Consider the following 18,250-nt stretch of genomic DNA (forward strand, 5'->3'; position numbering starts at 1 on the left):
CCGAGCCTACCGCGTCTGTGTTCCTCTCCTGGGCCTGCGCATCAAACGATAGGCGGCCGGGATGACGAACAGCGACAGCAGCGGCGCACTCAGCATGCCGCCGACCATCGGTGCCGCGATGCGGCTCATCACTTCGCTGCCGGTGCCCGCTCCCAGCAGGATCGGCAAAAGACCGGCGACAATCACTGCAACGGTCATCGCCTTCGGGCGTACCCGCTGCACCGCACCTTCGCGGATTGCTTCGCACAGCGCGGCCTCGCCGTTCAGCCCGTCGCGCTGCTGATCGGCCCAGGCGTTCTTCAGATATAGCAGCATGATCACGCCGAATTCCGCAGCGACTCCCGCCAGTGCGATGAAGCCGACGCCGGTGGCCACCGACAGGTTGTAATCCATCAGATAGAGGAACCAGACGCCGCCGGTCAGCGCGAACGGCAGGGTCAGCATGATCAGCACGGCCTCATCCAGCCGGCCGAAGGTCAGGTAGAGGAGGAAGAAGATGATCAGCAATGTCGCGGGCACGACCAGCTTGAGGCGCTCGTTGGCGCGCTCGAGAAACTCGAACTGGCCCGAGTAGGCCAGGCTCATGCCGGGCAGCAGGCTGACTTCGCTGCTCACCGCATCGCGCAGATCGGCGACGACCGACGCGATATCCCGGCCGCGCACATCGACGTAAACCCAACCCGCCAGCCGCGCATTCTCGCTGCGCAGCATCGGCGGACCGTCGCTTATGCGCACTCGCGCCACACTGCCCAGGGTGATCTGGCTGCCCTGCGGCGTGAGGATCGGTAGCTGCTCCAGCCGCTGGGGGGTATCGCGCCATTCACGAGGATAGCGAACGCTGATCGGATATCGCGCAAGGCCCTCAATGGTCTCACCGACGGTTTCGCCACCGATGGCGCTGGAAACGATGGACTGGACATCGGCGATGTTCAGCCCATAGCGGGCGGCGTCCTGACGATCGATATCGATATCGACGTAACGCCCGCCGACCAGGCGCTCGGCCAGCGCTGAACTGACACCCGGCACCTTTCTGGCAACGGCCTCGACCTGCTGGCTGACACGGTCGATCTCCTCCAGATTGGCGCCGGCGATCTTCACACCGATCGGGCTCTTGATGCCGGTGGCAAGCATGTCGATGCGATTGCGGATCGGCGGAATCCAGATATTGGTCAGGCCTGGCACCTGCACAGCCCGGTCCAGCTCGTCGATCAGCTTTTCCGGCGTCATGCCGACGCGCCACTGCTCTCGCGGTTTGAAGCGGATGGTGGTCTCGAACATCTCCAGCGGCGCCGGATCGGTCGCCGACTCGGCGCGGCCGGCCTTGCCGAACACGGTTTCGACTTCCGGAACCGTGCGGATCATGCGGTCAGTCTGCTGCAGCAGCTGGGCTGCCTTCTGTGCCGACAGGCCCGGCAGCGCCGAAGGCATGTAAAGCAGATCGCCCTCGTCCATGGGCGGAAGAAACTCACCTCCCAGGCGCGACATCGGCCACAGCGTCGTAGCCAGGACCAGCACGGCTACCGCAATGGTGATCTTCGGGTGTTCGAGAACGGTGTTCAATGCGGGGCGATAGACCCGGATCAGCCCGCGATTGAGTGGATTACGCGCCTCGTCCGGCAACTTGCCGCGAATCCAGTAGCCCATCAATACCGGCACCAGCGTCACCGAAAGCCCGGCCGCGGCCGCCATTGCGTAGGTCTTGGTAAACGCCAGCGGTCCGAACAGACGCCCCTCTTGTGCCTCGAGGGTGAATACCGGGATGAACGACAGCGTGATGATCAACAGACAGAAGAACAGCGCCGGGCCGACCTCCTGCGCTGCGCTGGTCATGACCTGCCAGTGCTCTTCACCCTCCAGCTCCTTGCCCGGATTGGCGTGGCGCCAGGCCTCGGCCTTCTTGTGCGCGTTCTCGATCATCACCACCGCCGCGTCAACCATCGCACCGATGGCGATGGCAATACCGCCCAGCGACATGATGTTGGCGTTGATGCCCTGGTAACGCATCACGGCGAAGGCAATCAGTATGCCGATGGGCAGCGAGACGATCGCCACCAGCGAAGAGCGCAAGTGCCAAAGGAAGATGCCGCACACCAGTGCGACGACGACGAATTCCTCCAGCAGCTTGAAGCTGAGGTTCTCCACCGCGCGGTCGATCAGCTCGCTGCGGTCGTAGGTGGTGACGATTTCGACACCCTCGGGCAGGCTGCTTTTCAGCTCCTTGAGCTTGGCGTGAACAGCGGCCAGGGTTTTCCGCGCGTTCTTGCCGCTGCGCAGGATGACCACCCCGCCGACCGTTTCCCCCTCCCCGTCGAGTTCAGCAATACCTCGACGCATTTCCGGGCCGAGCTGAATATTCGCCACATCGCCCAGCGTGACCGGCACGCCCCGGGCGCTCAACTGCAGTGGAATCTGGCGAAAATCCTCGAGCGTCTGCAGGTAGCCAGAGGCGCGGACCATGTATTCGGTTTCGGCCAGTTCGAGTACGGCGCCGCCGGTCTCCTGATTGGCCTTGCCGATGGCCTCGATGACCTGCGCCTGAGTGACGGCAAGGCTGGCCATCTTCAGTGGGTCGAGGACGATCTGGTACTGCTTGACCATGCCACCGATGGTCGCCACCTCGGCGACGTTCGGCAGCGTGATCAGTTCGTACTTCAGGAACCAGTCCTGCAGGCTGCGCAGTTGCGCGAGGTCGTGCGTGCCGCTGCGGTCGACCAGCGCGTACTGATAGATCCAGCCGACGCCGGTGGCGTCCGGCCCAAGAGATGGCTTGGCGCCTGCGGGCAGCCGGCTCTGCACCTGGCTCAGGTACTCAAGCACCCGTGAGCGCGCCCAGTAGAGATCAGTACCGTCCTCGAACAGCACATAGACGAAGCTGTCGCCGAAGAACGAATAGCCGCGCACCGTCTTTGCCCCAGGCACCGAAAGCATGGTGGTGGTCAGTGGATAGGTCACCTGATTTTCGACGATCTGTGGCGCCTGCCCCGGATAGGGCGTGCGGATGATCACCTGCACGTCGGACAGGTCAGGCAGCGCGTCGATCGGCGTGGTACGCACCGCCCAGATGCCCACGGCAGTCATCAGCAACGTCGCCATCAGCACCAGGAACCGATTGAGGACGGACCAGCGAATCAGCGCGGCAATCATGGCTGCTTCTCCAGCGACTGAATCTGCTCGATCAGCAGGCCTTCATCGGTTTCCCGGATAGCGAAACGCACCCGGTCCTCGACCTCGATGTCCTGCAGCAATGCCGCATCGGCGACCGCGAATGCCATGGTCATGCCGGGCATGCCAAGCGTATGGAACGGACCGTGAGCGATCTTCACGCGCGCCTTGGTGAGTGCCATGACGCGGCCCTCGGATTCATGCAGTGCCGGTGCCGGCTGAGCATGGCCATGATCATGATCGTGCTGCGTATCACTGGCCGCGGGCGGCGCGACGATGCCGCGCAAGCTGGCTTCGGAGTCCAGCAGGAACTGGCCGGACGCGACTACCTGCTGCCCTTCCTCCAGTCCGCGGAGGATGACGGTCTGGCTGCCGCTCTCCCCCCCGGTCTCGACTTCCACCGGGCGATAGCGGCCGCCGGCCTCGGCCAGCATCACCAGGCTGCGTCGCCCGGTGCGAATGACAGCCTCGCCAGGAATCAGCAGGACCGACGCATCGTCGCCACTGGCAAGGCTGGCCTGAGCCGTCAGCCCGGGCCGCAGCAGTCCGTCTGGATTGGGCAGCTGTATCCGCACCCGCAGGGTACGGCTTGCGGCATTGGCTTCCGGCAACACCGCGGTGATCTCACCCTCGATGAGCTGGCCCGGCAGCGCCGGCAGCCGCGCGGTGGCGCGCTGGCCGACGCGGATGCCTTGGCTCTGCGCCTCTGGCACCGCCACTTCCAGCCAGACGCTGTCCAGACCATTGATCCGCGCGAGCGGCGCACCGGCCGCAAGCGTCATCCCTTCGCGAACGTCAAGTTCCTGCAGTACGCCGGCGATCGGGGTGGAAATGGTAATGGACGCGTTGACCTTGCCACTGCGCTCGAGCTGGCTGATGGTCGATTCCGGCATGCCGGCCAGACGCAGGCGCTGCCGTGCGGCCGCCAGCAGCGCCGGTTCGCCGATTCGCCGCAAAGCCAGGTATTCCTCCTGAGCAGCCGTCCACTCGGGAATCAGCAGGTCGGCCAGCGCTGCGCCCTTGTCCAGCACATCGCCTGGCGCATGTCGATAGACGCGCTCGACGAACCCGCCGGCTCGCGCCTGAACCAGCGCGACATCACGCGCGTTGTATTCGAGCAAGCCGACCGCTTCGGTCACATTCACCAGCTGTCCGCGGCGGACGGTTGCCAGGCGAATACCAAGGTTCTGCGTGATGCCGGCATCAATACTGATGGTGGCGACATCGCCCCCCTCATTGGCGTAGCGCGGCACCAGGTCCATATCCATGAACGGTGACTTGCCGGGCTTTTCGAAACGGTGCTGCGGCACCATCGGGTCGTACCAGTACAGCACTTCGGCATCACGCTCGACGGCGGGTGCGAGCGGTTCGGATGCCTGGTCATCAGAGCTGGCCAGCCAGTAGCCGGCACCCGCGCCGATCAGCGCCGTCACCCCGGCCAGGGTGACGCTTGCGAGAACATTCCGGCTCATTTGGCTTCTCCGTAAGCGAAGTGCAGGCGCGCAGCCGCGATGGCTACCAGACCTTGCAGGTCGATGTGTTCAAGGCGGGTCTCGATCAGCTCGTTGCGCGCTGCCAGCACCGTTTCAAGCTCGCTGGTCCCGGCGCGATAGCCGGCCATGGCCAGCCCCACCTTTTCCTCTCCCAGCGGCAGCAGCACGTCGGCGTTACGTTCAAGAGCGCGCTGCAAACGGTCCAGCTCGGCCAGCTCGACATCCAGCTGCTCCACGAATTCGCGCGTCATGGCTTCGCGTTCGGCTTCCAGTTGTTCAAGCTCGGCGTAGCGGGCGGCGATCCGCGGGTTCTGCCGCGAGCGCTGAAACACCGGCAGGTCGAAACTGAACTGCAGGTTGACCATGTCGCCGTACTCGCGACCGCGCTTGAGGTAACTGACCTCCCAGCTCCAGTCGACCTGTTTCTCGGCGGTCGCCTCACGGATGCGTGCCTGCGCCACCTGGGTCATCGGCGCATAGGCGGTCAGTTGCGGGTGCTGGCCGACCCGCTGCGCCAGTTGTTCAGGGGCAATCGCCCAGCGCGGCGGTTCGCCGAACAGCGGTCGATTGCCATCGCTGCCAACCCAGCGCACCAGCGCCGCGCGTGCCTGGCGGCGCTGCTGCTCCAGTTCGTCCTGGCGATCAGCCAATAACGCCGCCTGTTGCTTCGCCGCGACGCTGTCGGTCAGCTGCCCTCGCCCGCCGGCGATACGCGCCCGAATTGCCTCGGCGAGCAGGCGGTTCTCCTCGAACAACTGGTCGAACAGCCGGATCTTGCGTTCCACCGCGTGGGTGGCGATCCACGCCTGGGCAGTCGCCAGGCGCACCCTGAGGGTTTCCACCTCGCGCGAGGCACCTGCGCGCTGGACAGACGCCTGCGCAACATCGCTGCGTGCCTTGCGCTTGTCGCGGTTCGGAACTTCCTGCATGAGGCCAACCATGCGCATGGTCATGCCGTCCTCATCGAGGCTCCAGCGCTCGGCGCCTTCAATCGGCACGTTCTGCAGGCCCAGCAGCAGTTTCGGGTCGGGCAGCTCGCCCGCAGCGATGGCTTCGCTACGCGCGGCTTGCAGCCGCGATGCCTCGGCACGTAGCGACGGCGCCTGCTGTTGCGCGAGGCTCAGGGCATCGTCGAATGTCAGCCCGGTGGCTGCGCCGGGCAGGCCGAACGCGGCGACAACCACCACGCCTGCGAACGGCCGGTATTTCCCTATCAATCGGGAGATCATGGATTGGATTCCTCGGTTTCCTGCATGCCGCAAGGCATGCCTACAGCGCCTCAACGCATGAACGCGGGGCGAGTCAGGTCAGCGATGGAATCAGTAACGCAGAGGGCGCCAGACGTCGGCGTTGGAGCGGGCGGGAAAGAACGCTCGGTAATGAACTGCGAGTTGCGGCAGCGAGGCAGTCAGATGCGGCTGCGCGACGCCGGTCTGCAACATGCTGCCGGTTTTGCACTGGTGGCCGCTTTTACACAGTGGATTGCCATCGTGCGAATGCGTGTCCTCGCCCTGAGCTTCAGCCTGGTGTGCGAGATGCCCGGCAGTGTCCATGTCGCTTTGCATCTGGCAAGGCTCTGCCTTCAGCTCGAGCGCAGCCATGCTACTCACGGGGAGCGCGAGGCTAAGCAACAGGACGAGTAGCAGACGCAGATGGGCTTTCATGGCGAGGAGTCTAGCCGAGCCGACACCCGCTAAAACTTGATCCAGATCGTGTCAGCCCGAATTCTGCCCGCCATTGCCATTGCCATTGCCATTGCCATTGCCGGCGAGAAGATGACTGAGCACCGAACGCATCTTGCCGGGTTTGACCGGCTTGTTCAGCACAGGCACGCCGCAGCCCTGCAGTTGCTGGCGGCATTGGTCGCTGCGATCGGCGGTGATCATCACCACCGGCAGCGCCTGGTTGAAGCGTCCTCGCACCGCGAGCACGACATCCCAGCCGGTCAGCCCGTGATCCAGATGGTAATCGGCGAGGATCGCGTCCGGTGCGACTCCATCCAGCGCCGTCATTGCGCTTTGCTCGTCGGTGGCCGTCAGCACCGTGCAGCCCCATTGTTCGAGCAAGGCAGCCATGCTCAGCAGGATGCTTTCCTCATTGTCGATCACCAGCAGCCGGCGCCCTGGCAGCGGGTCGCCCAGCTGCGGCACGATCGCCGGGGCCGCAACCCGTTCGCGGGGCATCGCTTCGGCCAGCGGCACGTCGATACTGAACACCGAGCCACGCCCCGGCATCGAGCGCACCAGCACCTGATAGCCGAGCATGCTGGCGATACGGTCGACGATGGCCAATCCCAGCCCTACGCCACTGCGTTTCGCGGATCGACCGATCCCGAGCTGATTGAATTCGAGAAAAATCGCCTGCAGCTCCTCCTCCGGAATGCCCCGTCCGGTATCCCAGACCTCGATACGCAGCGCCCCGGCGCGCATGCGCGCGCCAACCAGTACCGCGCCCTGATCGGTATAGCGGCAGGCATTGCTGAGGAAATTCCGCAGGATCCGCGTCAGCAGGCGGAAATCTGTCTTGATGGCGACCCGCGGGATGTAGTGTTTCAACTGCAAGCCCGCCGCCGCAGCGACCGACTGGAATTCCGACACCAGCGGCAGCAGCACCTCGTCCAGCGAGTAGATATCGATGTCCGGTTTGATCGCGGCCTGATCGAGTTTGGAAATATCGAGCAAATCGGTCAGCAGGTCCTCGGCGCCTTCCAGGGCCTGATGGGCGCGCTCGACCAGATGCAGCTCGTTCTGCGGCAGTTGGCGTTCACGCAGGGTCGAGATCAGCAGCCGTGCGGCGTTGAGCGGCTGTAGCAGGTCGTGGCTGGCTGCGGCGAGGTACTTGTCCTTGCTTAGATTGGCGGCTTCCGCTGCATCGCGGGCCTCACGCAATTCGCAGGTGCGCTCGGCGACGCGCTGCTCGAGCTCTTCGTTGAGCTGCAGCAGCCGCAATTGCGCCAGCTTGCGCTCGGTCACGTCGGCGACGAAGCCTTCCACCAGACCGTCTTCATCCGGCTTGAGCAGCAGGTTCATGATCACGTAGATGGCGCTGCCGTCCTTGCGGCGCAGGCGCGTCTCGTAGCCAAACAGGCCATGTTGCTGGCTCAGGGTATGGCGGATCTGCCGCAGCTCCTCCTCACCACCGATGAACAGGTGATGGGATAGATCGGTCAGCGCCCACAGCGCCTCTTCCGGGGTTTCGTAATTGAGCATGCGCGCCAAGGCGGGGTTGGCGGCACGAATACCTTCGTGGATGCTGGCCTGGAAGATGCCGTGCACGGCGTGCTCGAACAGCCATTTGTAGCGATTGCGCTCCCCTTCCAGCTCTTCCAGGCGCGCCACCAGTTCAGGGTAATGACTCTTGCGTGCGGAATGGCTGCCGAAGCCGAGCAGTTGCGCCAGGGCCTGATGCTGGTCATCAGAGGGCTTCGGCATAGACGACCTCGACGTCCCGCTGCGTCGACGAGCGTGGATTGGTCAGGATGCAGGGGTCCTGCATCGCATGTTGCGACAGGAACGGAATATCGGAAAGGTTCACCCCGTGCAGGCTGAGCGTTTCGCGGAAGCCGATCTGCTGCTTGAGATCAATCAGATGCTGCACCAAGCGCTCGCGAACCTGACGGTGATTCAGCCCGCGCGAATCGATGCCCAACGTTTCAGCGACCTTGCGGTAGCGGTCCGGCGAGGCGTCGTAATTGAATGCGACGACATGTTCGACCAGCACGGCGTTGCAAACGCCATGGGGCAGATCGAGATAGCCGCCGAGGCTGTGGGACATGGCATGCACCGCACCGAGGATCGCGTTGGAGAAGGCCAGCCCTGCCTGCATGCTGCCGAGCATGATCTGCTCGCGCAGCGCGATATCCGCCGGATTGGCGATCATCTGCGCAAGATTGCCGTCGATCAGTCGCATGGCTTCCAGCGCGTGCGGGTCGGTCAGCGGCCCATGGCCAGTCGACACGAATGCTTCGATCGCGTGCACCAGCGCATCAATACCGGTACAGGCCGAAAGAAATGGGTCCATGCTCAGCGTGGTTTCCGGATCGATCAACGAGACGTCCGGCACCGCCGCCTTGCTGACGATGGAGAACTTCATCCGCTCTTCCTGGTTGGAAATGATCACGAACTGCGAAACATCCGCTGAGGTACCGGCAGTCGTTGGAATCAGGATCAGCGGTGGGCTGGGCACGCGCAGCGTATCCACCCCTTCGAATTCATAGATATGGCGCCCATGCGCCGCGACGATGCCGATCCCCTTCGCGCAGTCCATTGGGCTGCCACCGCCTACCGCGACGATCACGTTGCAGCCTTCGCTGCGATACAGCTCGGCGCCGAGCATCACCTCTTCGCAACGGGGATTGGGCGAAACGCCGGTGAACAAGCAATGTTCGATGTTCTGCCGGTCGAGACTGGCCTGCACGTCAGCCACCCAGCCTGCCTTCACGACGCCGGGGTCGGATACCACCAGCACCTTTCGCGCGCCGAAGTTGGCCGCACAGGTGCCGACACTGTGGCGACAGCCGGCACCGAAGATGATTTCTGGAGAGACGAACTTGCGCTGGAGGCTGATATTCGGGCTCATGACTACGGCCTTTTTTATTTTTTGTAACTAACGGGCGCAAGCCTACTGCATTGATCAGGTAAAGCAATGCGTCAAATGGCTGGCCGCGCCACCCGTCCGGCGAAACGCGTCAGAGCAGCTGTTGGTAGAAGCGCAATTCCCCTTGCAGCGCGTCCGCAAGGTTAGCTGCCTGTCGAAACCCGTGGCGCTCATCGGGGTACAGGCGGTACTCCACCTCGATGCCACGATCACGCAACGCCGCGACCATCGATTCAGTCTGCTCAGGTAGCACCACCGCATCCTGCCCGCCCTGCAGGAAGATGACCGGCGCACCGATTCGGTCGGCATTGTGCAGAGGGGCGCGCTCCCGAAAGCGCTCCGGCACCTGCTGCGGATCGCCGATCAGCCAGTCGAGGTAATCGCCTTCGAACTTGTGCGTTACCCGCCGCAGCGCCAGCGGATCGCTAACGCCGTACAGACTGGCGCCGCCGCGAAACAGTGCTGTCGCAGCCAGCGCACTCAAGGCCGTGAAGCCACCGGCACTCGAGCCACGGATGAACAAGCGCTGCGGATCGACCGCGCCCTGCTCCACCAATGCCCGTGCGGCTTGGCAGGTGTCTTTCACGTCGACAATCCCCCACTGCTCGCGCAATCGTTGTCGATAGGCCCGCCCGAAGCCGCTGCTCCCGCGATAGTTCACGTCGACCACGGCGAAGCCGCGCTGGGTCCAGTACTGAATGCGCGGATCGAATACCGGATAGCTCGCCGAAGTCGGCCCGCCATGGGCGAATACCACCAGCGGTGGCAAGGCCCCCGGCTCGCCGCGGCAGTTCGCATTGGCGGGTGGGTAAAAGAAAGCATGTGCGACCTCGCCATCACCGGTCGGAAAGCACATGGACTGCGGGTGCGACAATTGACTGGCCGACAGCGGCTGCGCTCCGCCGGCGAGAATCTGCACCGCTCCACTGGCCCTTTCGATGGCAAGTACCGCTGGCGCTCGTTCCGGAGCGCCAGCGATACAGAATACGTGGGTCTGGCTGGCGGCCAGTTGGCGGCAACGGGTGAAGTCCTCAGCCAGTTGGCGCCGGCTGCCATCGGCAGCGTGCTCGAACAGCCAGCCATAACCATCGACCATATGCGTCAACAACAAGCCGCCACCAGCCAGTGGCAGGTAGCTGGTGGTGCCCAGTTGCCAGGGTGCCGGGGCACAATCGAAGTCCTGCGCCTCGTCCGCCTCGCCGGGCGCCGTCAGCGAATGCCGATGCAGCTGGCCGTCTGCCTCATAGCAAGGCTGCCAGAAACCCAGACGGTCGCTGAGGCAGAACAGCCGGCCGTCGGAGGCGAAGCGTGGCTGTTGCAAGGACTCGCCTCCATCCGTGCCTGCCAGGCATTGCCTGTTGCCCCAACGCTCGTTAGGCAGGCGTTCAGCTGCGCACAGGCGCGACGAGGTCCAGGGCTGCTCGGGACGATTCCATTCGATCCAAGCCAGCCGTGCACCGTCCGGACTGAGCATCGCAGCGGCATAGAAGTCGGCGCCCTCCACAACAACGCGACGCGCACCATCGACCATGGAGATACTCACCAGACGATGCACGACGCCAACGGTCTCACGGGATTCCTCCAGCGCCAGAATCGCATCACTGACGGGATCATGTTGCAGATCGCCATAACGGCGTTCAGGCGCCGCGGTCAGCGCGATTGGCGGCGCGGTCTCGGCGTCATCGGTCAGCTGCAAGTAGATCTGCTGATCTGCCTCGTTGACGAAGGCGATGCCCTGACCGGTCAGACAGAACGCGCCGCCGCCGTATTCATAGACGCGACTGCGTACCGAGAAGCCGTCCGGGGTCAGGCAGCGTGCGCTGCCGGCCTGCCAGAACCACAGCGTGCAGCGCCCTTGAACGGGGTCGTACTCGACCCAGAACAGCCCCCCGTGACCGGCCCGCAGCTCGGCATAGTCCTGGCTGGCGGCCGCGGCGGCCTCGGCGCTCCAGGTGCTGGGCCAGAAACCGTAGGGCAGCACCTCGGCGGATGGGTGAAGCATGGACGAATCGTTGCGGGGCGATTTCATACCTTGAGGATGAGCTTGGAAGCCTTCTCGTTACGATGCTGCAGCTGATCGAGCCCCAGCGCGCCGTGGTCTGCCTGCTCGCGGGCCGCAAGTATCTTGCCATGGTGCGCCGATTTGCTGCACACGGGATCGGCATTGGCGGCATCGCCGGTGAGCATGAAGGCCTGGCAACGGCAGCCTCCGAAGTCGCGCTCCTTCTCGTCGCAACTGCGACAGGGTTCGGGCATCCAGTCGTAGCCGCGGAACTTGTTGAAGCCGAAGGAGTGTCGCCAGATGTGCTCGATGCTGTGCTCACGTACGTTGGGGAACTCAACAGGCAGTTGGCGCGCACTGTGACAAGGCAACGCCGTACCGTCCGGCGTGATATCGAGAAACAGGTTGCCCCAGCCGTTCATGCAGGCCTTCGGGCGTTCTTCGTAGTAATCGGGCGTCACGAAGATCAGCTTGCACGGATGGTTTTCGGCGGCGAGCTTGTCGCGCCACTCGTTGGTGATGCGCTCGGCACGTACCAACTGTTCCTTGCTCGGCAGCAACCCTGCACGGTTCAGCTCCGCCCAGCCGTAGAACTGGCAGGTGGCAAGTTCGACGAAATCGGCTTCGAGCTCGATGCACAGCCGAATGATCTGGTCGATGTTGTCGATGTTGTGCCGGTGGGTGACGAAGTTGAGCACCATTGGGTAGCCGTGCTTCTTCACCGCTCTGGCCATTTCCAGTTTGTGAGCAAAGGCCTTCTTCGAGCCGGCGAGCAGGTTGTTCACTTCCTCGTCGGCAGCCTGGAAACTGATCTGGATATGGTCCAGGCCGGCCTCGGCGAAGCTGGCGATCTTCTCTTCGGTGAGGCCGATGCCAGAGGTGATCAGGTTCGTGTAGTAGCCGAGTCCCCGTGCCGCCTCGATCAGCTCGGCCAGGTCCTGGCGCACCAATGGTTCGCCGCCGGAAAAACCCAGCTGGGCCGCGCCCATCTCGCGTGCCTGGCGGAACACCTCGATCCACTCGGCGGTGCTCAGTTCTTCATGACTACGGGCGAAGTCCAGCGGATTGGAGCAGTACGGGCACTGCAACGGGCAACGATAGGTCAGCTCCGCCAGCAGCCAGAGCGGCGGGCCGGGCTCGTAGCCGGGTTTAGCGAAGCTCGATCCAGAACCGTTCAACGGCAACCTCCAGGAACGCAACGATATCTTCTTGAATCCCTTCGGCCTCGGGATAGCGAGCCTGCAGATCGGCAACGATCGCACCGACGCTACGCGTCCCGTCCACTTCGGTCAGTACCGCCGCAGCGCTCTCGTTGAGCTTGATCATGCCTTCCGGGTAGAGCAGCACATGGCAGTTCTGCGCGGGCTCCCACTGGAAGCGGAAACCACGGCGCAACGCTGGAATCTGGGTCAGTTGAATATCGCTCATCATCATTGTCTCGCCAGTGGGCAGGTTGCTGCCTGGCCACGTGGTCATGGTCGTCAGGCGGTCCACTCTACAGGGGCCGAATGCCTCATGGGTGGGCAGGATCTGCCCACGGAACGCGTGCCTACAGGCTGATGCCCTTGTGCCAGATACGCTCGCGGGTCACGGTGTGGTACGGCGGGCGATCCAGTTCGTAGGCCATGCTCATGGCGTCGAGCATGCTCCAGAGCACGTCGAGTTTGAACTGCAGGATCTCCAGCATACGCTCCTGCGCCTCGCGGGTGCGGTAGTGCTCCAGGGTGATCCGCAGACCGTGCTCGACATCGCGGCGGGCTTCCTTCAGGCGCTTGCGGAAGTAGTCGTAGCCGGAGGCATCGATCCAAGGATAGTGCTGCGGCCAGCTATCGAGGCGCGACTGGTGGATCGTCGGGGCGAAGAGCTCGGTCAGCGAGCTGCTGGCGGCCTCCTGCCAGCTGGCGCGACGGGCGAAGTTGACGTAGGCATCCACGGCGAACCTCACACCGGGCAGCACCAGTTCCTGCGACAGCACCTGCTCGCGATCCAGACCGACGGATTCGGCGAGTCGCAACCAGGCTTCGATACCTCCCTCTTCCCCCGGCGCGCCGTCGTGATCGATGATGCGCTGGATCCACTCCCGACGGGTATCACGGTCCGGGCAGTTGGCCATGATTGCCGCATCCTTCACCGGAATGCAGACCTGATAGTAGAAACGGTTGGCGACCCAGCCCTGAATCTGCTCGCGTGTCGCCTGCCCGGCGTACATGGCCCGGTGGAACGGGTGATGGATATGGTAGTACTCGCCCTTGGCGCGCAGCGCCTGTTCGAATTCCGCGGGGCTCATGGCTGGCAGGATCATGGCAGTGTCTTTCCTTTTCTTATCGTTCCGATGTTCGTATCGCAGCACCAGGCGGCTGAAGGCCGCGATTCGGGTGCTATAGCTCGATGTTCATGCCATCGAAGGACACTTCGATTCCATGCTCGCCGAGGATTTCGCGTTCGACGGAATCTTCATCGAGGATCGGATTGGTGTTGTTGATGTGGATGAGGATCTTGCGAACCGCGGGCATGCCGTCGAGCACCTCGATCATGCCCCCCGGGCCGCTCTGCTGCAGGTGTCCCATCTCGCTGCCGAGCTTGGTGCCGACCTCGCGCACGAGCATTTCGTCATCACGCCACAGAGTGCCGTCGACCAGCAGGCAATCCGCCTGGCGCATGGTTTCCAGCAGTTCGTCGCTGACCTTGCTCAACCCCGGCGCATAGAACAGCGTGCCACCGGTTTTGCGGTCCTCGATCAGCAGGCCGATGTTGTCACCGGGATGCGGGTCATTGCGGTGCGGCGAATATGGCGGCGCGGAGCTGCGCAACGGAATCGGCGTGATGTGCAGGTTCGGGCAACAGGGAATGGTGAAGCTGCCGGTCAGGGCGATGGGGTTCCATTTCAAGCCGCCGTTCCAGTGTTCGAGCATGTTGAACAGCGGGAACCCGGTGGTCAGATCCTGATGGACCATCTCGGTGCACCAGACCTCATGCGGGCAACCTTCACGCAGGGTCAGCAGGCCGGTGGTGTGATCGATCTGGCTGTCCAGCAGAACGATGGCACCGATGGCGGTATCGCGTGGCGCACGGGCCGGCTGCAGCGTCGGGAACGACTCCAGCTGAGCGCGGATGTCCGGCGAGGCATTACACAGAATCCAGTCGACACCGTTATCACTGATGGCGATCGACGACTGGGTACGCGCCTTCGCATTGAGCGTGCCGGCGCGCAGGCCGGCGCAGTTGGCGCAATTGCAGTTCCACTGCGGAAAACCGCCGCCCGCAGCGGAACCAAGAATACGGATGAACATGGACAGCCCCCAAAAGCGAAGCCCCGGCCGGAGCCGGGGCTGATCGATCAACGATTTGCGAAGTACATGGTGACTTCGAAACCAATACGCATGTCGGTGAAGGCGGGTTTAGTCCACATAGGTCGGTCCTCTTTTTATGGTGCCGGAAGATTCCGACAGCCCCAATTAAGCCCCCTGTTCTGCCTCGAGCAGAATGGTACTTTGGAAGGAGACAGCGCCGTGCCTTGGTAGTGCCCGACAGACGGCTGTCATTGCTGCGTTTCGTTTACCAGCTAACGCCCGGCCTTGGTGCGCTGTCAACTTGAACCCAGCGCCGACCGACCATTGGCATTACGCCAGGCCAGTTCATTGGTGATGGTCGCCATGGGTACGAACATCGTGCCGTCGAATTCGTTGAGCGGCAGTCCCTGCGCGATTCGCTGCGGCCAGTCGTTGTTCGCCAGCGCGGCCTTGCCGGCCGCGACCAGGTCCATGTCTCCCTGAGTCAGCAACTTCTCTGCTTGCTCGCCCGTGACGATGCCGCCGTTGCCGATAACCGGGATCGACACGCTGCCCTTTGCGATCGCAGCGAAGCTCGGCCCGTCGCCAAACGCCGGCGCAGCGGCGTCCGGCTCGGTAACGTGCAGATAATCAAGGCCAGCATCAGCCAGTGCGCGGAAACGCCGCCGGGCTTCGTCCACCCCACCCTCCCATTTCAGCTGGCTGTCGCTCACCATGCTCTGCGACAGGCGCATGCCAACCACGAAGTCATTGCCAACCGCTGCCCGCACCGCCGCGATGACGGCCAGCGGCAAGCGCAGTCGACCGAGGTAATCGCCTCCCCAGTGATCATCGCGCCGGTTGAACTCGGCGCTGATGAACTCGTGCAGCAGATAGCCGTTCGCGCCGTGCAGTTCGACACCGTCGAAGCCGGCCTCACGGGCATGGCGCGCGGCCTGGGCAAACCCGGCGATGGCTTCCTGAATCTCGTCTTCGCTGATCTGCGCGGGCGTCGCATAGGGTCCTTCGCCACCGTAGAAGGTCAGCTGCGACCCGCCGGGCTGCACCGCCGATGGCGCAACGTGACGGGCATGATGGATGTTGCCCTGGGTCTGCGCGCCGCCATGCATGAGCTGGGCAACGAAAGCGGCGCTAGCGTCGTGCACGGCGTCGACTATCAACCGCCAGCTGTCCCGGTGTGCTTCCGTAGCAAGCCCCGGCTGGTTGAAGTAACCCTGGCTGTAGGCCGTATCGGTATAGATGCCTTCGCTGATGACCATGCCGAAGCCACCCTTGGCGAACGAGGCGTAGTAGTCGCGCATCAATTCATTGGCAGCACCCTCGGCTTCGGCGCTGACGCGGGTCATCGGCGCAACGGCCGCGCGATTGCGCAGCTTCAGGTGTTTTAGCGAACAGGGTTCGAGCAGTTGCGACATGGGGTTCTCCTCATCTTCGGCACAGGGCATGTTGATGGGAGGCGTATCGGCGGCGGGGAGTTCGATGCACGCGATGGCTGGTTCGCCACCGGGCAAAAAAAAACGCGGCCGGAGCCGCGTTGCGATAGGAACCTTGCGCTCGGTTCGAGGGGGATTACAGCAGAAGCGGCGCAGGTCCCTGCACATGACGTGCGTAGCAAAATAAACCGGCGCGCTGGAGCTCACACGCCGGGGCCCTCATCAGAAGAATCCGAGTGGATTGATGTCGTAGCTGATCAGCAGGTTCTTGGTCTGCTGGTAGTGGTCGAGCATCATCTTGTGAGTTTCACGGCCGACGCCGGACTTCTTGTAGCCACCGAAGGCGGCGTGCGCCGGGTACAGGTGGTAGCAGTTGGTCCACACGCGACCGGCCTTGATGCCACGACCCATGCGGTAGGCGCGGTTGATGTCGCGCGTCCAGACGCCGGCACCCAGGCCGAACTCGGTGTCGTTGGCGATCGCCAGGGCTTCGGCTTCGTCCTTGAAGGTCGCCACACCGACCACTGGGCCGAAGATTTCTTCCTGGAACACGCGCATCTTGTTGTGACCCTTGATCAGGGTCGGCTGCACGTAGTAACCGGAGGCCAGGCCGCCTTCGAGCTTCTCGGCTGCGCCGCCGGTGAGGATCTGTGCGCCTTCCTGCTGAGCGACTTCCATGTAGGAGAGGATCTTGTCGAACTGCTGCTCGGACGCCTGGGCGCCAACCATGGTGTCGGTATCCAGCGGGTTGCCACGCTTGATCGCCTTGATCTTCTTCATCACCACTTCCATGAAGGGCTCGAAGATCGATTCCTGAATCAGTGCACGCGACGGGCAGGTGCAGACTTCGCCCTGGTTGAAGAACGCCAGTACCAGACCTTCAGCGGCTTTCTCGATGAACGCAGGCTCTGCATTCATGATGTCTTCGAAGAAGATGTTCGGGCTCTTGCCCCCCAGCTCCACGGTGCTCGGAATGATGTTCTCGGCGGCGCAGCGCATGATGTGCGAGCCGACCGGGGTCGAGCCGGTGAAGGCGATTTTGGCGATGCGGGTGCTGGTGGCCAGCGCCTGACCGGCTTCGCGACCGAAGCCCTGGACGATGTTCAGTACGCCCGGCGGCAGGAGGTCACCGACGACTTCGATGAATACCATGATCGACAGCGGGGTCTGCTCGGCCGGCTTGAGCACGATGCAGTTACCGGCAGCCAGCGCCGGAGCCAGTTTCCAGGCGGCCATCAGCAGCGGGAAGTTCCACGGGATGATCTGGCCGACAACACCCAGCGGCTCATGGAAGTGATAGGCCGCGGTGTGCTCGTTGATCTCGGCGGCGCTGCCTTCCTGGGCGCGGATGCAGCCAGCAAAGTAGCGGAAGTGGTCGGCAGCCAGCGGCACGTCGGCGTTCAGGGTTTCACGGACGGCCTTGCCGTTGTCCCAGGTTTCAGCGACAGCGAGCTTTTCCAGGTTGGCTTCAATGCGATCGGCGATCTTCAGCAGAATCAGCGCGCGGTCCTGCACCGAGGTCTTGCCCCAGGCATCGGCAGCAGCGTGGGCGGCGTCCAGCGCTTTCTCGACGTCTTCGGCGCCCGAACGCGGGAACTCGGCAATGACTTCACCATTTACCGGCGAGGTGTTGACGAAGTACTCGCCTTTGACCGGCGGGACGAATTCACCACCGATGTAATTGCCGTAGCGCGGCTTGAAGGATACGACGGCGCCTGCGGTACCGGGCTGGGCGTAGATCATGATGGGCCTCTCTTCTTCTGCTTGTCGGAGCCTGTGCCGGAAGGTGCACAGGACATGGACCGATCTTAGGCAGTGGGGTCTTCGCTCCGGTATGCACCCATGGCAGCGGAGGGCTCCTCATTTGGTAGTAGATGGCAAGGCGCAGAGGCAGCGTTGATGGCGGTTTGAGATTGGTTCGGGCATGCCGAAGCGGGAGAAAAAAGCCGAGCAGAATAGGCCTTGAATAGCACCTTAAAAATGACGCCGAACAAGGACACTGACCCACAGCGCAAATTCTCCCGCAACGCAAGAAAAGCGCGACCAAAAGGCGGCAAAACCAACCCCAAAGTCTTATTAGTCGCCGTGGCAAAGCGCCTCAGCTTCGGGGTGCGACATTGCTTTTCCTGACACCAACCAATGAGGAGATACGCCATGCAGTGGATCAATCCGGACTTCTGCGACCTGCGTCTGGGCTTCGAAGTCACTGCGTACGTCTACGTACGCTGAGCCCCTGACCGGCGTGATCGCACATGGCTTCACGCCGGTCGAGCG

General features: G+C 63.3%; 15 protein-coding genes. 2 read left to right on the forward strand and 13 right to left on the reverse strand.

Going from position 1 to position 18,250, the window contains the following annotated elements; all coding sequences use genetic code 11:
- Positions 1–6 precede the first annotated feature (6 nt).
- The 3 genes from RT582_RS17190 to RT582_RS17200 are packed head-to-tail and all read right to left on the reverse strand — an operon-like array spanning position 7 to position 5,884.
- Entirely contained in the window at positions 7–3,144 is a 3,138-nt protein-coding gene (locus tag RT582_RS17190; RefSeq protein ID WP_313478756.1) for an efflux RND transporter permease subunit, read from the reverse strand.
- Positions 3,141–4,634 (reverse strand): efflux RND transporter periplasmic adaptor subunit, encoded by a 1,494-nt coding sequence (locus RT582_RS17195; protein ID WP_313478758.1) that lies wholly within the window; start codon positions 4,632–4,634, stop codon positions 3,141–3,143. Before RT582_RS17195 ends, RT582_RS17190 begins: the two co-directional genes overlap by 4 nt.
- Positions 4,631–5,884 (reverse strand): TolC family protein, encoded by a 1,254-nt coding sequence (locus RT582_RS17200; protein ID WP_313478761.1) that lies wholly within the window; start codon positions 5,882–5,884, stop codon positions 4,631–4,633. The genes RT582_RS17195 and RT582_RS17200 overlap by 4 nt, the downstream gene beginning before the upstream one ends.
- A gap of 183 nt (positions 5,885–6,067) precedes the next feature.
- On the opposite strand from RT582_RS17200, the gene RT582_RS17205 reads away from it, so the two are divergent.
- The gene (locus RT582_RS17205) at positions 6,068–6,298 is read left to right on the forward strand and encodes a hypothetical protein (RefSeq protein ID WP_219725464.1); all 231 of its coding nucleotides are present in this window, start codon (positions 6,068–6,070) and stop codon (positions 6,296–6,298) included.
- 72 nt (positions 6,299–6,370) lie between these two features.
- Here RT582_RS17205 and RT582_RS17210 read toward each other — a convergent pair whose 3' ends face one another.
- The 10 genes from RT582_RS17210 to exaC form a co-directional block, all read right to left on the reverse strand.
- Positions 6,371–8,086, reverse strand: coding sequence for a PAS domain-containing hybrid sensor histidine kinase/response regulator (locus RT582_RS17210; RefSeq protein WP_313478765.1), 1,716 nt, complete (start codon positions 8,084–8,086; stop codon positions 6,371–6,373).
- The gene (gene ercA / locus RT582_RS17215; protein WP_313478769.1) at positions 8,070–9,233 is read right to left on the reverse strand and encodes an alcohol dehydrogenase-like regulatory protein ErcA; all 1,164 of its coding nucleotides are present in this window, start codon (positions 9,231–9,233) and stop codon (positions 8,070–8,072) included. The genes RT582_RS17210 and ercA overlap by 17 nt, the downstream gene beginning before the upstream one ends.
- A gap of 109 nt (positions 9,234–9,342) precedes the next feature.
- Entirely contained in the window at positions 9,343–11,280 is a 1,938-nt protein-coding gene (locus RT582_RS17220; RefSeq protein ID WP_313478772.1) for an alpha/beta hydrolase family protein, read from the reverse strand.
- Complete coding sequence (gene pqqE / locus RT582_RS17225; protein ID WP_014820270.1) at positions 11,277–12,431, reverse strand: pyrroloquinoline quinone biosynthesis protein PqqE; 1,155 nt, start codon at positions 12,429–12,431, stop codon at positions 11,277–11,279. The genes RT582_RS17220 and pqqE overlap by 4 nt, the downstream gene beginning before the upstream one ends.
- Positions 12,403–12,681, reverse strand: a complete 279-nt coding sequence (gene pqqD / locus RT582_RS17230; RefSeq protein WP_031298274.1) for a pyrroloquinoline quinone biosynthesis peptide chaperone PqqD — start codon at positions 12,679–12,681, stop codon at positions 12,403–12,405. Before pqqD ends, pqqE begins: the two co-directional genes overlap by 29 nt.
- 121 nt (positions 12,682–12,802) lie before the next feature.
- Positions 12,803–13,555, reverse strand: a complete 753-nt coding sequence (gene pqqC / locus RT582_RS17235) for a pyrroloquinoline-quinone synthase PqqC (RefSeq protein WP_014820272.1) — start codon at positions 13,553–13,555, stop codon at positions 12,803–12,805.
- A gap of 76 nt (positions 13,556–13,631) precedes the next feature.
- Entirely contained in the window at positions 13,632–14,543 is a 912-nt protein-coding gene (gene pqqB / locus RT582_RS17240; protein WP_313478776.1) for a pyrroloquinoline quinone biosynthesis protein PqqB, read from the reverse strand.
- A gap of 47 nt (positions 14,544–14,590) precedes the next feature.
- Positions 14,591–14,662: a pyrroloquinoline quinone precursor peptide PqqA gene (pqqA, locus tag RT582_RS17245; protein ID WP_003284930.1), complete on the reverse strand. Its 72-nt coding sequence runs from the start codon at positions 14,660–14,662 to the stop codon at positions 14,591–14,593.
- 177 nt (positions 14,663–14,839) lie between these two features.
- Entirely contained in the window at positions 14,840–15,958 is a 1,119-nt protein-coding gene (locus tag RT582_RS17250; protein ID WP_313478778.1) for an NADH:flavin oxidoreductase, read from the reverse strand.
- Positions 15,959–16,198: 240 nt separating this feature from the next.
- Positions 16,199–17,719 carry an acetaldehyde dehydrogenase ExaC gene (gene exaC, locus RT582_RS17255; RefSeq protein ID WP_014820275.1) on the reverse strand — a complete coding sequence of 507 codons (1,521 nt, stop codon included), beginning with the start codon at positions 17,717–17,719 and terminating at the stop codon, positions 16,199–16,201.
- Positions 17,720–18,115: 396 nt separating this feature from the next.
- Between exaC and pqqA (RT582_RS17260) the strand changes: the two genes are divergently transcribed.
- The gene (gene pqqA, locus RT582_RS17260) at positions 18,116–18,205 is read left to right on the forward strand and encodes a pyrroloquinoline quinone precursor peptide PqqA (RefSeq protein ID WP_194291615.1); all 90 of its coding nucleotides are present in this window, start codon (positions 18,116–18,118) and stop codon (positions 18,203–18,205) included.
- The last annotated feature ends 45 nt before the right edge of the window (positions 18,206–18,250 follow it).

The organism is Stutzerimonas kunmingensis (assembly GCF_032106285.1).
GTDB lineage: Bacteria > Pseudomonadota > Gammaproteobacteria > Pseudomonadales > Pseudomonadaceae > Stutzerimonas > Stutzerimonas kunmingensis_B.

Bases quoted from the DNA above. Each gene is read 5' to 3' on its own strand.
- RT582_RS17220 (WP_313478772.1), bottom strand. From the start codon at position 11,280: ATGAAATCGCCCCGCAACGATTCGTCCATGCTTCACCCATCCGCCGAG.
- RT582_RS17195 (WP_313478758.1), bottom strand. From the start codon at position 4,634: ATGAGCCGGAATGTTCTCGCAAGCGTCACCCTGGCCGGGGTGACGGCG.
- pqqD (WP_031298274.1), bottom strand. From the start codon at position 12,681: ATGAGCGATATTCAACTGACCCAGATTCCAGCGTTGCGCCGTGGTTTC.
- RT582_RS17205 (WP_219725464.1), top strand. From the start codon at position 6,068: ATGCGGCTGCGCGACGCCGGTCTGCAACATGCTGCCGGTTTTGCACTG.
- RT582_RS17250 (WP_313478778.1), bottom strand. From the start codon at position 15,958: ATGTCGCAACTGCTCGAACCCTGTTCGCTAAAACACCTGAAGCTGCGC.
- pqqA (WP_194291615.1), top strand. From the start codon at position 18,116: ATGAGGAGATACGCCATGCAGTGGATCAATCCGGACTTCTGCGACCTG.
- RT582_RS17210 (WP_313478765.1), bottom strand. From the start codon at position 8,086: ATGCCGAAGCCCTCTGATGACCAGCATCAGGCCCTGGCGCAACTGCTC.
- pqqC (WP_014820272.1), bottom strand. From the start codon at position 13,555: ATGATCCTGCCAGCCATGAGCCCCGCGGAATTCGAACAGGCGCTGCGC.
- RT582_RS17200 (WP_313478761.1), bottom strand. From the start codon at position 5,884: ATGATCTCCCGATTGATAGGGAAATACCGGCCGTTCGCAGGCGTGGTG.
- ercA (WP_313478769.1), bottom strand. From the start codon at position 9,233: ATGAGCCCGAATATCAGCCTCCAGCGCAAGTTCGTCTCTCCAGAAATC.
- exaC (WP_014820275.1), bottom strand. From the start codon at position 17,719: ATGATCTACGCCCAGCCCGGTACCGCAGGCGCCGTCGTATCCTTCAAG.
- pqqB (WP_313478776.1), bottom strand. From the start codon at position 14,543: ATGTTCATCCGTATTCTTGGTTCCGCTGCGGGCGGCGGTTTTCCGCAG.
- RT582_RS17190 (WP_313478756.1), bottom strand. From the start codon at position 3,144: ATGATTGCCGCGCTGATTCGCTGGTCCGTCCTCAATCGGTTCCTGGTG.